Annotated in this window: 11 protein-coding genes; 6 read left to right on the forward strand and 5 right to left on the reverse strand. The window is 64.3% G+C overall.

Annotated features, from left to right (window positions below; all coding sequences use genetic code 11):
• Positions 1 to 203 precede the first annotated feature (203 nt).
• From HIM68_RS18070 to HIM68_RS18080, 3 genes are all read left to right on the forward strand, one after another.
• Positions 204 to 2,294, forward strand: coding sequence for a BCCT family transporter (locus HIM68_RS18070; protein ID WP_253904062.1), 2,091 nt, complete (start codon positions 204 to 206; stop codon positions 2,292 to 2,294).
• Complete coding sequence (gene betC, locus HIM68_RS18075; RefSeq protein ID WP_172175037.1) at positions 2,291 to 3,904, forward strand: choline-sulfatase; 1,614 nt, start codon at positions 2,291 to 2,293, stop codon at positions 3,902 to 3,904. Before HIM68_RS18070 ends, betC begins: the two co-directional genes overlap by 4 nt.
• Positions 3,905 to 4,169: 265 nt before the next feature.
• Positions 4,170 to 5,570 carry a TIGR01777 family oxidoreductase gene (locus tag HIM68_RS18080; RefSeq protein ID WP_172175040.1) on the forward strand — a complete coding sequence of 467 codons (1,401 nt, stop codon included), beginning with the start codon at positions 4,170 to 4,172 and terminating at the stop codon, positions 5,568 to 5,570.
• Between the two features lie 28 nt (positions 5,571 to 5,598).
• Here the strand turns inward: HIM68_RS18080 and HIM68_RS18085 are convergent, their stop codons facing one another.
• Both HIM68_RS18085 and HIM68_RS18090 read right to left on the reverse strand, forming a co-directional pair.
• Positions 5,599 to 6,150: a DUF1648 domain-containing protein gene (locus HIM68_RS18085; RefSeq protein WP_172175043.1), complete on the reverse strand. Its 552-nt coding sequence runs from the start codon at positions 6,148 to 6,150 to the stop codon at positions 5,599 to 5,601.
• Between the two features lie 109 nt (positions 6,151 to 6,259).
• Positions 6,260 to 7,489 carry a cobalamin-independent methionine synthase II family protein gene (locus HIM68_RS18090; protein WP_172175046.1) on the reverse strand — a complete coding sequence of 410 codons (1,230 nt, stop codon included), beginning with the start codon at positions 7,487 to 7,489 and terminating at the stop codon, positions 6,260 to 6,262.
• Between the two features lie 233 nt (positions 7,490 to 7,722).
• Here HIM68_RS18090 and HIM68_RS18095 point away from each other — a divergent pair, with 233 nt between their 5' ends.
• The gene (locus HIM68_RS18095; RefSeq protein ID WP_172175049.1) at positions 7,723 to 8,460 is read left to right on the forward strand and encodes a hypothetical protein; all 738 of its coding nucleotides are present in this window, start codon (positions 7,723 to 7,725) and stop codon (positions 8,458 to 8,460) included.
• Here the strand turns inward: HIM68_RS18095 and HIM68_RS18100 are convergent.
• Positions 8,454 to 9,032 (reverse strand): TetR family transcriptional regulator C-terminal domain-containing protein, encoded by a 579-nt coding sequence (locus tag HIM68_RS18100; protein ID WP_172175052.1) that lies wholly within the window; start codon positions 9,030 to 9,032, stop codon positions 8,454 to 8,456. The two genes, HIM68_RS18095 and HIM68_RS18100, sit on opposite strands and share 7 nt — an antisense overlap.
• A gap of 78 nt (positions 9,033 to 9,110) precedes the next feature.
• Between HIM68_RS18100 and HIM68_RS18105 the strand changes: the two genes are divergently transcribed.
• Positions 9,111 to 9,656: a hypothetical protein gene (locus tag HIM68_RS18105; RefSeq protein ID WP_172175055.1), complete on the forward strand. Its 546-nt coding sequence runs from the start codon at positions 9,111 to 9,113 to the stop codon at positions 9,654 to 9,656.
• A gap of 132 nt (positions 9,657 to 9,788) precedes the next feature.
• Here HIM68_RS18105 and purL read toward each other — a convergent pair whose 3' ends face one another.
• Complete coding sequence (gene purL / locus HIM68_RS18110) at positions 9,789 to 12,173, reverse strand: phosphoribosylformylglycinamidine synthase subunit PurL (RefSeq protein ID WP_172175058.1); 2,385 nt, start codon at positions 12,171 to 12,173, stop codon at positions 9,789 to 9,791.
• A 162-nt stretch (positions 12,174 to 12,335) separates the two neighbouring features.
• Here purL and HIM68_RS18115 point away from each other — a divergent pair, with 162 nt between their 5' ends.
• Positions 12,336 to 13,247, forward strand: coding sequence for a rhodanese-related sulfurtransferase (locus HIM68_RS18115; RefSeq protein ID WP_172175061.1), 912 nt, complete (start codon positions 12,336 to 12,338; stop codon positions 13,245 to 13,247).
• Between the two features lie 73 nt (positions 13,248 to 13,320).
• On the opposite strand, the gene HIM68_RS18120 is transcribed toward HIM68_RS18115, so the two are convergent.
• Positions 13,321 to 14,337, reverse strand: a complete 1,017-nt coding sequence (locus tag HIM68_RS18120; RefSeq protein ID WP_172175064.1) for an epimerase — start codon at positions 14,335 to 14,337, stop codon at positions 13,321 to 13,323.
• Between the last annotated feature and the right edge of the window lie 53 nt (positions 14,338 to 14,390).

Below are 14,390 nucleotides of genomic sequence, written 5' to 3' on the forward strand. Positions count from 1 at the left end.
GGCCATGATGCGTTCGTCTCCGTACACGGCACCGATCGATTTCGGCAGTCTTCCGCAACTATCGAAAGAGTGTGAACCGACACATGACAGATGACTCCACCCGTACCGACGAACACGATCCGGGCCCGGATCTGAACGCCGACACCTCCACCGAGGCGGCCCGCCGAGCATCGCGCGAGAGGATCATGGCTGACGCCCGTCGGATGAGGGACGACGCCAAACGCGTGGGTCGCGAAACCGGACGCAACCTCGGCCAGTTCGACTACCGTCGACCGCGCGGTCCCGTGAAGGCCGATCTCGAAGATACGCACGGCCACTACCCGCACGACACCCACCCGATCCTCGTGCCCGGAATCGCCATCGACGAACAGCGACGCAAGTACTCGCTGGACACGATCATCTTCGCGATCGCCGGCGGCCTCACCGTCGCCTTCGTCATCTGGGGCATCTCCAGCCCTGCCAGCGTCGCCAGTGTCGCTCAGTCGGCGTATGACTGGGCGACGCTCAACGTCGGGTGGCTGTTCAACCTCGTCGCGATCATCATCCTCGTCTCACTGCTCATCCTCGCGTTCTCTCCCTACGGCAAGATCCCCTTGGGCAAGGACGGGGAGACCTCCGAGTTCTCCACCTTCTCCTGGGTCGCCATGCTCTTCGCGGCGGGCATCGGCATCGGCGTCCTCTTCTTCGGACCCTCCGAGCCGCTGACCTACTTCATCTCACCGCCGCCGCTGACGAACGATCCGGAGACGACCGAGGCGCTCCACGGGGCGATGGCCCAGACCTACTTCCACTGGGGCTTCCATGCGTGGGCGATGTACGCCCTCGTCGGCGGTGCCATCGCCTATGCCGCCTATCGTCGCGGTCGTTCGCTGCTGCTGTCTTCGATCTTCCAGACTCTGTTCGGCAAGCGACAGACGGAGGGATTCGCCGGAAAGCTCGTCGATATCTTCGCGATCGTCGCCACTCTCTTCGGTACGGCCGCAGCCCTGGGCATCGCGGCCATGCAGATCGGCACCGGAGTCAGCATCGTCTCCGGTGCGGGGCCGATGACGAACAATATGCTCGTCGTCATCATCCTCGTCCTCACCCTCGGCTTCATCATCTCCGCGGTCTCCGGCGTCTCGCGCGGAATCCGCTACCTGTCCTCGATCAACATCGTGCTGACCGTCGGCATCGTTGCGCTCGTGCTGTTCCTCGGGCCCACGCTCTACCTGCTCAACCTGCTGCCCTCGGCGTTCATGGAATACCTCGGGTCGATGTTCGACATGATGGGTCGGTCCCTGTCGTGGGGCGCCGAGACCCAGGAATTCCAGTCCCTGTGGACCGTCTACTACTGGGCGTGGTGGATCTCCTGGTCGCCGTTCGTCGGCACCTTCATCGCCCGCATCTCCCGCGGCCGTTCGATCCGCCAGTTCATCCTCGGCACGATCTTCATCCCCTCGACGCTGCTTTTCGTCGCCTACGGAATCATGGGCGGAACCTCGATCTGGATGTACCGGTCCGGAGCGTCGGGGTTCACCGACAGCATGGAGGCCCCCGAGGTGTTCTTCACCCTCATCGACAACCTGCCCTATGTCGAATGGCTGCCGTTCGTCGTCATCATCGTCCTGGCGATCTTCTTCATCACCTCAGCGGACTCCGCCTCGGTGGTCATGGGCATGCTCACCAGCCGCGGTGATCAGGAGCCGAAGAAGTGGGTCGTCGTGTTCTGGGGTCTGGTGATGTCCGGAATCGCCGTGGTGATGCTCCTCCTCGGCGACGCCAGCGCACTCGAGGGACTCCAACAGCTCGTCATCGTCACCGCGGTGCCGTTCGCTCTCGTCATGCTCTTCATCATCGTCGCCTGGTTCAAGGAGCTGCGCACGGATCCGCTGGCCCTGCGCCGTCAGTACGCGCTCAACGCGGTCGACAACGCCGTGGTCGCCGGTGCCGATGCCTACGGTGACGACTTCGCCCTCCAGGTCGTGCCCACCGAACCCGGTGACGGTGCGAACGGCGGAATCGACTCCGAGCACGGGGACTACACCGACTGGTACCAGCGCACGGACGAGAACGGCGAACCCGTCGGTTTCGACTACGAAACCGGCGAATGGGCCGATGGCTGGACCCCGAACGACGATTCCACAGCCACCGAGGATTCCGCAGCGGCTGAGGAGTCCACCGCCGCCGAGGCGGACGCCGCCGCAACGACCGACGCGGACTCCGGGACCGCCTCGGCGATGGAATCCGACCCGGATTCAGTGACCGATCCCGAAGCCGACTCCGGCCCCGACCGCAGAGAGGACCATTCATGACCACCCCGAACATCGTCGTCATCCAAGCCGACCAGATGGCTGCCCAGGCTCTGGGTGCCTATGGCGATGCGGCCGCGCTGACGCCGAATATGGATGCCTTGGCTGCCGACGGAGCCGTCTTCGACCGTGCGTACTGCAATACTCCGCTGTGCTCGCCGTCGCGGGCGTCGATGATGACCGGGCGGATGCCCTCGGAGATCGACTGCCTGGACAACGGCGACGACTTCGCGGCCTCCGTGCCGACGTTCGCCCACCGTCTGCGCAAGCTCGGCTACCACACGGCGCTGATCGGGCGGATGCACTTCATCGGCCCTGATCAGCACCACGGTTTCGAAGAGCGCCTGACCACGGACGTGTACCCGGCCGATCTCGATATGGTGCCCGACTGGAACCGTCCCCTGGAGCAGAAGCTGCAGTGGTACCACGAGGCGGACCCCGTGTTCACCGCCGGTGCGGCGACCGCGAACGTCCAACAGGACTTCGACGACGAGGTGATCTTCAGAACCCTGCGCCACCTCAACGACCGCAAGCGCGCGAACCAGGCCGCCGGGTGCGATCAGCCATTCCTCATGGTCACCTCGTTCATCCACCCCCACGACCCGTACGAGCCGCCGAAGGCCAACTGGGACCGATTCGCCGAGGTGGCCATCCCGGACCCGGCCCACCCCGAGGTCCCCGATCCGGCCGTGGACCCGCACAGCCACCGTCTGCGCACGATGTGCGGCTTCGACGAACGCGAGCCTGGAATCGAGGACGTGCGGCGGGCTCGTCGTGCCTACTATGCGGCGGTGAACTATATCGACGACCACGTCGGAGCGATCCGGCGCAAGCTCGAAGAACTCGACCTCGCGGACAACACGATCATCATCGTCACGAGCGACCACGGTGACATGTTGGGGGAGAAGGGGCTGTGGTTCAAGATGTCGCCCTATGAGCAGTCGTCCCGGGTTCCGCTCATCATCAACGGACCCGCCGAGGTGATCGCCCCGGGCCGGTATGCGACCCCGGTCAGTCTCGTCGACCTCGCGCCGACCCTGCTCGAGATCGCGCAGGTTTCGGCCTCGTCCGAGGGTGTCCAGGGTTCGTTCGGGGCCCCGGAACCAGAGGGCACGGGGGATGCAGGTGCAGGGACCGCCTCGGCGATCGATGAAGGACTGACCGGAATCTCGATACTCGAATCTGCCAGGCGGGAAGCGGCCGGCGAGCTCGAACCCGAGGACCGCGACGTCGTCATCGAGTACTTCGCCGAGGGCACATACCGGCCGCAGGTCACGCTGGTGCGCGGCGATCTCAAGCTCACGGTGTGCCCTGGAGATCCGGAGCTGCTCTTCGACCTGGCGGCGGATCCCGACGAGCTGGTCAACCGCGCCGAGGATCCGGCCTACTCCCAGGGGCATGAGTCGATGCGTGCAGAACTCGAATCCCGGTACAACCTCGAGCACCTCGAGGAGCATGTGCTTGCTTCTCAGCGCAGCCGCCAACTCGTCGCCGACGCGCTCAAGGTCGGTCGAGTCCGCCACTGGGACTTCGACCCGGAACCGTCCCACGGATATGTGCGCGGTGACTTCTGGTCGGCGTTCCGCTTCGGCAAGATCCCAGCGGTCGACTGACATTCGGCAGGCAGCTGCAGCGCACCGTGTTGTCCTCGCGGCCGGTCGCGCTGCACCCGCGGGTTCGAAGTGTGGGCGCACTGATCGAGATCACTGCGCCCACACTTCGGACCCGCGGAAGCAGGTTTCGGACCCCTGCCGGGCGGCCACAGCAGGTGGGCTGGGAGGGTGAGCCGCCTCGGCGAGAACAATTCACTTGGACTTAGGTGAGTTGCGGGTCACATTCTCAGAAACCGGTGGCATCATTCGAGGTAGGAGGGATGCCATGACCATCTTTGAGTCGACATCTGAAGTTCCGCTCGGTGCGGAGACCACATTCGACTGGCATGCTCGGCCGGGAGCGCTGACCCGCCTCTCACCCCACTGGGCGCAGGAGATCGTCGAGGAGAGTTATCCTCCGATCGCGCCGGGCTCGGTGGCTCAGGTGAAGACGAGCGTTCCCGGTACTTACGGACTTGTGCGGCGGCCGTTCAGCTCGGTGCATTCGGAGGGTCCGTCGCGGTTCTCCTTCGTCGATGAGCTGAAGAAGGGACCGCTGAGCCAGTGGAAGCACACGCACGAGTTCACTTCGGTCGCCGGCGGGACGAAGATCGACGACCACATCGAATTCTCCATGGCCCCGCAGGGCTTCGACGTCATCGACCGGGGCCTCACCCACTACCTCGAGGCCACCTTCGACGCCCGCCGCAAGCGGATGCTCATGGATATCGACTTCCTCGAATCCACGAATGCGCCCCTGCTGAGGCGGAAGAAGGGCAAACACATCCTCATTGCCGGCGGCAGCGGAATGATCGGACGCCAGGTCGCCGCCCTGTTCTCCACCGCGGGACACTTCGTGCGACTGCTTGTGCGCGAAACCCCGAAGTTCCCCTACGAGGTGCACTGGAATCCGGACCTGGGAATCCTCAATCCACGCGACCTCGCGTGGGCGGATGCGGTGGTCCATCTCGGTGGGCGATCCATCGCCACACGGTTCACCAAGCATGCGAAGGACGAGATCTGGTCATCTCGCATCGACTCGACGAGGCTGCTCGTCGAAACGATGCGCGGCCTGCCCGAGGCGAAACGTCCGTCGGTTTTCGTCTGCGCCTCCGCGGTCGGCTATTACGGGTCGAAGGCGGATGAACCAGTCGACGAAACCGGACCGGCCGGCGATGGATTCCTCGCCGAGGTATGCCAGAAGTGGGAAGAGACAGCGGCCGGTGTCGAGGACGCCGGGATCAGACGTGTGTCGATCCGAACCGGAGTCGTGCTCAGCTCCTTGGGCGGTCTGCTCAGACTGCAGGCGCCGCTGTTCCTCGCCGGTGCCGGCGGTCGATTGGGCAGCGGGGAGCAGGCCCTGGCATGGATCTCGCTTGACGATGTGGCGCGGTCATATGTGCACGCGGTCCTCTATGACTATGTGCGCGGACCGGTCAACGCTGTTGCGCCGGAGCTTGTCACGCAGGCGGAATTCGCTGAGGCGCTCGCCGCTCACCTGCGCAGGCCCGCGTGGATCCCGACGCCCGGTTTCATCACGGAGATCATGCTCGGCCGTGATGGGGCGAAGGAGCTGGCTCTGGCGGACCAGCGAGTGGTGCCGGAGAAGCTGCAGGAAACCGGATACCAGTTCGCCCACCCGACCTTGAGCGACTGCTTCGACGAGGAGCTCGGCGGCGGGGCGTAGGGTGCCCGGTGATCTGCGTTTGGTCGCTCTAGTCTGATTCCGTCGACTCGTCTGGGGACCACTCCGACGGGCGAAGCCTGAGATAGTGGCGGACAGTCGCCGCGCCCAGTAGAGCCGCCAATGACGCGAAGACGATCGGCGGAATCGGTGACGGCACGGGCCTCCCGGTGGATTCGAGCCAGGACATCCACAAAGTGGAGCTGAAGACGGCACTGCTGAGTCCGGACAGAATCTGCAGATACTCGATCAACTGCTTCCGAAGGAAGTCTGATCTTCCCTCGGCGATCCAAAACGCGCCGTTGAAGACGAACGGTGCAGGCCATGCGCGCAGGGGAATTGCTTCGTGCAGCGGGGTGAGGAGGAGCCCGCCGGAGATCAGCAGGGAGAGGGGAACGACGATGAAGAGCACGCTGCTCTTTGAGGATCTGCCGTCGATGGTTCCGTCGATTCCGATATGGCTCGGCACGGTTTCTGGAGCATAGACCGTGAACCACAGGATCGTGACCACCAGAATCGCCAGCAGGGCCCCTGCCGCGGTCGCGGCCCATCGGTTTGAACGAGGGGAAGACGTCGAAGCCATCGAATCACTCTATCAAGATGCGTTGCAACAAAGTCCCCTCCGGTCGGCTCACATGCCGAACGGAGGGGACCGGTGTTTCTGCTGTTACTGCTGTTTCCGCAGCACGGGGTCAGAAGCGCTTCGAGGCGATCTCCGCACCTTCGGTCAGGGACTGCAGCTTCGCGACGGCGATGTCCGGGTGGACCCGGCCGCCCAGCCCGCAGTCGGTGGAGGCGACGACGTTCTCGGGTCCGACGAGCTTGGCGAACCGGCCGATGCGTTCGGCGACGAGCTCGGGATGCTCGATGACGTTGGTCGAGTGAGAGACGATTCCGGGAATGATGTACTTGCCCTCGGGCAGCTTCTTCTCTTCCCAGATCCGCCATTCGTGTTCGTGGCGGACGTTCGCGGCTTCGAAAGTGATGCCGGCGGCGTTGATCGAAAGCACCTGGTCGACGATCTCGACGAACGGCAGGTCGGTGACGTGCGGTCCGTGCCACGAGCCCCAACAGGTGTGCACGCGCACCTGCGCCGGGTCGATTCCGCGCAGCGCATGGTTGAGTGCATCGATGCGGACCTGGATGAACGCGCGGTAGTCATCGAAGGACGGTTCCGGGTTGATCTGGTCGAAGTTCTCCGCGAGGGACGGATCGTCGATCTGGACGGTCAGACCCGCCTCGGTGATGGCGAGGTATTCCTCCCGCAGCACATCGGCCCACGCCCAGATGAACTCCTCATCGCTTGAGTAGTACTCGTTGGCGATGCGAGAGGCCGAACCGGGGGAGAGCGCATTGATGTACCCGGCACGCTCGTCATAGCCGGCGGAGGCCAGTCCGGCCTTGAGGTTCGCGACGTCGCGGTTGACCTGGTCCTGACCGATGTAGCTGATCGGGCCGGTGGCCTTCGGGAACTGCGGTTGCTGGCCGGTGTCGGTGCCGGCGTCGGCATCGGAGTAGACGTTGGGGAACAGATTGCGATCGCGGCGGTCACCGAAGCTGGTGAGAACCGTCTTACCGGGCTCGGAACGCACGGCCGGTGCATCCCACTTGTCGACATCGTCGAGCTCGAGCCCGCCAGTGCGGGCGAACGAGTAGTGCCACCATGCGCCGTAGTCGAAGTCGGCGGCCATGGCATGACCGTACTCGCCGTCGTTGGGCAGTGAGATGCCCAGGTTCTTCTGGCGCTTGACGAGGTCGGTGACGCTGGCGGCGAGGAGTTCGTCGAATTCCTGCTCCTGTTCCTGCGACACGGACTCGCCAGCCAGGCGGGCGGTGTTCTGCGCCTGCTTGACCTTGTTGGCCTCGATGAGTTCGGGAGTGCGGGGTAAGGATCCCGCGTGGGATGTGCGAATCGTTGCCATGGGTGACTCCTCTGTCTCGGTTCGATCGTGCAGTGCGACTGCGGCAGTCGCGCCGCAGCATTCACTCTTAGGCAATCACATTCGCAGTGGCGCATGTGTGGTTGTCGTCATCTTGGGACACGTGGACGGAATGGGCTGGTGGGCCGGCGGTGCAGTGCTGTCAGCTCAGTCCAGTACTGAGAAAGTGTCCGCCCTGCTCAATCACAAGTGGAGTTGGCTCATATGCTGGGGGCATGAGCTACAGCCATTATGGTCAGGATCCAGCCGGGCGGTCAGGCACCGGTCAGCAGTGGAGCCAGGGACTCGGCCTGAGCCGGGCTGCGACGATGGTGTCGGTTTCGCGGAATCCGGGCTGGCTTGCACGCAGTCTGTTCTGGGCGGCCCTCATCATCGGGGTGCTGCCGTCGTTGGTGTTCGCCCCGATGGCGACGTCGGGGGAGGCGACCGCATCAGTCGTGCTCTTCAGCGTCGGATCGGTCCTCTGTGCATGTCTGCGGCTGGTCCTCGGCACTGCAGCGATCCTGCTCGTGAAGAACACCAGCTGGGCGCGGAAACTCATCGGTGCCGGAATCTTCCTCCTCGGATGCGCAGCCCTGCTGATTCTCACGCCCCTGACAGGAATCCTTCTCACTTCGGTCGGGACGGAAGACGGAAGCTCACTGCTCACCATGAACATCATCCAAGGCGTGCTCAACGCGTTCTTCCTGGCCGCGGTATTCTGCGGGTGGAACATCGCCCGCAATCGTCGGTGGTGGATCCTCGTCATCTCAGTCGTCATCGGCGCGATCCTTGCCGTGCTCAATATGACGGTTGCCGAACCACTGGCCGAAAACGCCACGACCGGCGTCATGGCCGGAGTCCTCGTTCAAGCCGTGTGGCTCGTGCTCATCTTTGCGAGCCTCGGACTCTTCCGCCTGCTCGCCCATGCCAACGGTGGGACGGCCCCGGCGCCAGCACAGCCTGCTTACTGATCCGGTCGCTGCAGCCGGTCGAGATAGCGATCGAGGCTCGATTCGACGACGGACGGGGTGAAGCGTTCGGGATCGACGATTCCGTTCAGAGCGAGTCCGTCGGTGAAGGCACGAAGAGCTGTACGGGCGGAGGCATCGTCGACCCGTCCGGTATAGACCTCGATGGTGTTGGCGCATAGCCTGTCGAGTCCTTCGTTGATCGACCCCAGCGCCTGTCGCGCCGAATCCGATCGCGCAGTGATGCTTGAGGCGAGCCAGACGTGTGCCTCGAGACGGCGATCATCATCGAGTGGCAGAGCTTCGCACCAAGCTTCACGAATTGCCAGACGTGGGTCCTCCGGCCAACTCTTCGCCGACAGTCGTTGCTGCTGCCGTCGACTGATGAGGACCAGAGCATGCGCTGTCATCCCGTCTGCCAGAGGGAAATAGTGCCGAAGTGTCGAGGGCTGATACCCCGATTCGGCGGCGACGGCGCGAACCGACACGGCCTGGATCCCCTCGGCCGCGATGAGCCGTGCCACGGCCCAACCGATGTCGGCGCGGCGCTGATCATGGTCCACGAATTTCGGCACCCTGTTCCTCCTCGAACTCTATTTTGGTACAGTCGAGCGAGAAAAACATGTCATCGATCCAAGTGGGTGTGTCGCTCGATGCTGTTGTTCATCATCGCCGGTGAAGTACTGTTCTGGATCTTTCTGCTCGCCGGAGTATGCGCGAGGTATCTGCTGCACTGGAGAACGGTTTCGACGGTTCTCCTCGTATCCACCCCGCTCATCGACATCGTCATCATCGTCCTGACATACATAGATCTGCACCGGGGAGCGGCATCGGACTTCAGCCACGGAATGGCCGCGTTCTACGTCGGCTTCTCCGTCGTCTTCGGCCCGGAGGCCATCGCCCGCGTCGACCGCCGATTCGCCCGTCGCCATACGGATCTCAGCGAAGCTGCACTGCCTGCCGTACCGACTCGAACCAGTCTCGGATACTGGTTGCGCTGCCTGACCGCCGCGGCGATCACCACCGCACTGCTGTCCATCGGAATCGCGATCGCGGGCTTGGCTGATTCCTTCTGGCTGATCTATTGGACGATCGTCGCCGTCTTCACCGCTCTCGCCTGGGGCATAGTCGGACCGCTGCGCGATCGGTTGCGCCGCAGCAATCGCGAAGATGAGGAACCTACCGACCCACCTTCGTGACCGTCACACCTGGCCGGGCAGTCCGGACTCAGCGCGACAGCGAAACGGCCCCTCGGCCTCGAGAGGACCAACCGCAGCTGGTCATGTCGAGGCCGAGAGGCCGTCTCTGCGTTAGTCTTCGCCGGTCGTGGCTCAGACCGCGGTTTCGGTCACCGCCGCGACGCTGCCGCCGAAGCGATCAGCCAGCGTACCCTCGTGGGCCTGACCGAGTTCGTCGAGTCCGATCGAGAAGTGGTCGACGACCTCGAGCGCAGGAGCTCCGTCACCGGCATCGGTCATGCCGATGCGCACGAACGGGAACCGCCGTGCCGTGCACATGTCCTTGAAGCGGACCTCTTCCGACCGCGGCACGGCGACGATCGCGCGCGCCGCCGATTCGGAGAACAGTGCGGTGAACACGTCAATGCCGTCACGCTCGCAGACCTCGTCGAGCCAGATCCGGGCGCCGGTGCCATAGCGCAGCGACGATTCGACGAGTGCCTGCGACAGTCCACCCTCGGACAGATCGTGCGCGGCATCGATCATGCCGTCGCGCGAGCAGTTGATGAGGATCTCGCCGAGTTCCTTCTCCGCCGCCGGCTTGTACTGCGGAGGAACACCGCCGAGGTGGCCCGCCGTGACGTCTGCCCACGCCGAACCGTCGAGCTCCGCCTCGGTGGTGCCGAGCAGATAGATGGTCTGGCCCGGCTCCTGCCAGCCGCTCGGAGTGGCGCGGGTGACGTCATCGAAGACACCGAGCACACCGACGACCGGAGTCGGGTGGATGGCCACTCCGCCGGTCTGGTTGTACAGGGACACGTTGCCGCCGGTGACCGGGATTCCCATGTCCTGGCAGGCGCCGGCGAGGCCTTCGACAGCCTGCGCGAACTGCCACATGATCTCCGGATCCTCGGGGGATCCGAAGTTCAGGCAGTCGGTGACCGCACGCGGAATGGCACCGGAGGTCGAGACATTGCGGTAGGCCTCGGCCAGAGCCAGCTGGGCACCGCGCGCCGGGTCGAGGAAGCTGTAGCGGCCGTTGGCATCGGTGGCGATGGCCACGCCGAGACCGGACTCCTCGTCGACGCGGACGACACCGGCATCATCCGGGTAGGCCAGTGCGGTATTGCCCTGGACGTATTTGTCGTACTGCGAGGTGATCCACGACTTCGAGGCGAGGTTCGGCGACCCCGCGAGCTCGAGCATCGTCGACCGCAGCTCATCATCGGACTGGGGCTTCGCCAGACCAGCGGCCTCAACGGTGTTCGCAGCCACCTCGGCGGTCCATGACGGTTCGGTGAACGGACGGTTGTACACGGGTCCGTCGTGGGCGACCGAGCGCGGGGGCACATCGACGATGACGTCGCCGTGCCATTCGATGACGAGACGATCGGAGTCAGTGACCTCGCCGAGCACGGAGGTCTCGACCTCCCATTTGCCGACGATGCGCAAGAATTCGTCGAGGCGGTCGGGACGGACGACGGCCATCATCCGCTCCTGCGACTCCGACATGAGGATCTCCTCAGGGGTGAGGGTCTCATCGCGCAGCAGCACATCGTCGAGCGCGATGTGCATTCCGCCGTCGCCGTTGGAGGCCAGTTCCGAGGTCGCACAGGAGATGCCCGCAGCGCCGAGGTCCTGAATGCCCTCGACGACACCGGCGTGGAAGAGCTCGAGGCAGCATTCGATGAGCACCTTCTCGGCGAACGGGTCGCCGACCTGCACGGCGGGGCGCTTCGAGGGCTTCGAATCGTCGAAGGACTCGGAAGCGAGGATCGAAGCACCGCCGATGCCGTCGCCACCGGTGCGCGCACCGAAGAGCACGACCTTGTTGCCCAGTCCCGACGCGTTGGCCAGACGGATGTCCTCATGTCGCATGACACCCACAGCCAGGGCGTTGACCAGCGGATTTCCCTGATAGACGGAATCGAAGACGGTCTCGCCGCCGATGTTCGGCAGGCCCAGGGAATTGCCGTAGTTGCTGATGCCGGCGACCACGCCGTGGACGACACGGGCGGTGTCCGGATGGTCGATGGCTCCGAACCGCAGCTGATCCATCACAGCGACCGGGCGCGCACCCATGGAGATGATGTCGCGGACGATGCCGCCGACTCCGGTGGCCGCACCCTGGTGGGGTTCGACGTAGCTGGGGTGGTTGTGCGATTCGACCTTGAAGGTCACCGCCCAGCCGTTCCCGATGTCGACGACGCCGGCGTTCTCGCCGATGCCCACGAGCAGGTGCTTCTTCATGTCCTCGGTGACCTTGTCGCCGAACTTCGACAGGTGGACCTTCGAGGACTTGTACGAGCAGTGCTCGGACCACATCACCGAATACATGGCCAATTCCGCCGAGGTGGGGCGACGTCCGAGGATCGCCTTGATCTTCTCGTATTCGTCGGCCGTGAGACCGAGATCGGCGAAAGGCTGCTCGACGTCGGGGTTCGCCGCTGCGAACTCGACCGTCTCCTTGACCTTCTTCGATGCATTCTGCGGGGAATCGACCTGCGTGGAATCCGCAGAGCTGAGGTTAGACGTCATGTCCTCTTCGGGGCCCTTTCATACGACACGGCACTCACGGCCAATCTTAGCCGTGTCCTCACCGCGGGGGCGAAGCGCGTCCACGGGCGGACCACCTCGGCGCGGGTAGGGACCGTTCCCCGCTGGGAATCGGACTGTCGCACCCCACTTAGAATGGGAGCCATGGCAACTCCCAAGATCGTCCTGTTCTACGTCTTCACCCCGCTGCCCGACCCCGAAGCGGTCAAGCTGTGGCAGCACACCTTGGCCGAGAGCCTCGGGCTCAAGGGGCGGATCATCGTGTCGAAGGACGGGATCAACGCCACTGTCGGCGGGGACATCTTCGAGGTGAAGCAGTACGTGCGGGCAACGAAGTCGTACGCGCCTTTCAAAGGTGCGGACATCAAATGGTCGAACGGTCAAGGCGATGACTTCCCGCGGCTGAGCGTGAAGGTCCGCGACGAACTCGTCACCTTCGGCACTCCTGATGAGATCACGGTGACCGAAGACGGAGTCCAAGGCGGCGGCCAGCACCTCAAACCGGGAGCCCTGCACAAACTCCTCGACGAACGCGGCGAGGAGGTCGTCTTCTTCGACGGCCGCAATGCGATGGAGGCGCAGATCGGGAAGTTCCGGGACGCGATCGTTCCCGACACCGACACCACGCGTGACTTCATCGCCGAGATCGAATCCGGCAAATACGACGACCTCAAAGACAAACCCGTCGTCACCTACTGCACCGGCGGAATCCGCTGCGAGGTCCTGTCCGTGCTCATGAAGAACCGCGGGTTCGAAGAGGTCTACCAGCTCGACGGCGGCATAGTCCGCTACGGCGAGACCTTCGGCAGCTCCGGCTACTGGGACGGTTCGCTGTACGTCTTCGACAAGCGCATGCACGTCGAGTTCGGTGACAACGTCGAATCCATCGGGCATTGCGTGTCCTGCGACAGGAAGACGCCGGAGTTCGTCAACTGTGCGAACCTCGAGTGCCGCAGACAGTACCTGCGGTGCGCCGATTGCACGGACAAGGGTCTGCAGCCCTATTGCGCCGACTGCGTCGAGCAGGGAATCCCCGCCGAGGCGGCTGTCGGCTGAGCGTGCGATCCTGCCGTTCCCCGGAGGTGGGGGCGGCGTTCCCCCGAGGTGGGGGAGTGCCGTACCCGACTCTTCAGCGCAGCAGGTGCTTTGCCGCCGCCTCGATGTCGGTCCACCTGAAGTCGAACCCGGCCGCTTCGAGTCGTTCCGGCAGCACCCACCGACTCTTGAGCACGAGTTCTGACTCCTGACGCAGGACGACCATCCCGATCTCGAGCAGCCACCTGGGTGCAGGAATCCCCACGGGCATACGCACTGCCTTGCGCAGCGCTTTCATCATGGAGCGATTGTCCGCGACCTGTGGGTTCGAGACGTTGATCGGGCCACTGAGTTCGTCGTGTTCGTCGATGAACCGGATTGCCCGGAGCACGTCGTCGATATGGACCCAGCTGAACCGCTGTCGTCCGTGAGTGGGCGGGTGTCCTCGCCAGACCGTCGGCCCGGAAGCCGCCGGGCCGATCCCGCGATAGCGCCGGTGCGGGAACCAGCGCCCTTCATGCTGGGCTCCTCCCGCGCCGAATCTGGCCGCGGTGGCCAACATGTTCAACGCCGCTCCGTCACCGAGCACGATCGCCATCCGCAGCGCGACTCGTCTGGTCGCGGGCAGATCTCCGGCAAAGAACTCCTTCTCCCAGGCCTTGGCGATGTCGACCGAGAACCCTTCGCCGATGTCGCCGTCGTCCTCGGTCTGCGGTCGATCCATCGAGTGACGGTAGATGGTGGCCGTGCTCGAATTGATCCACAGACGCGGCGGCACCGAGGCGGCTGCCACCGCAGTATTGAGAACGCGTGTCGTATCGACGCGGGAATCCCAGATCACCTGTCGATTGGCATCCGTGTACCGACATCCGACGCTCCGGCCGGCGAGGTTGATAAGCAGGTCGGCACCGTCGATGAGTTCGGCGATTCGGTCGGGACGGTCCCAGGTGGCGTCGGCGGAGTCAGGGGAGCGGCCGATCGTCCGCGTCGCGTACCCCCAAGCGCTGAGCGCATCGAGCAGCTCTCCGCCGATGAACCCCGATGCCCCGGCGACGACGGCGATCGGGGCCTGGGCGCTTGTCAGCGATGTGTCTGTGGGTAACGTGCTCATACTCAGGACGCTAGCACCCCGCATTGGCGGGGATGTCGATGCGGCAACGAGGC

Source organism: Brevibacterium sp. CT2-23B, from assembly GCF_013168765.1.
In the GTDB taxonomy this organism is placed as follows: Bacteria; Actinomycetota; Actinomycetes; order Actinomycetales; family Brevibacteriaceae; genus Brevibacterium; species Brevibacterium sediminis.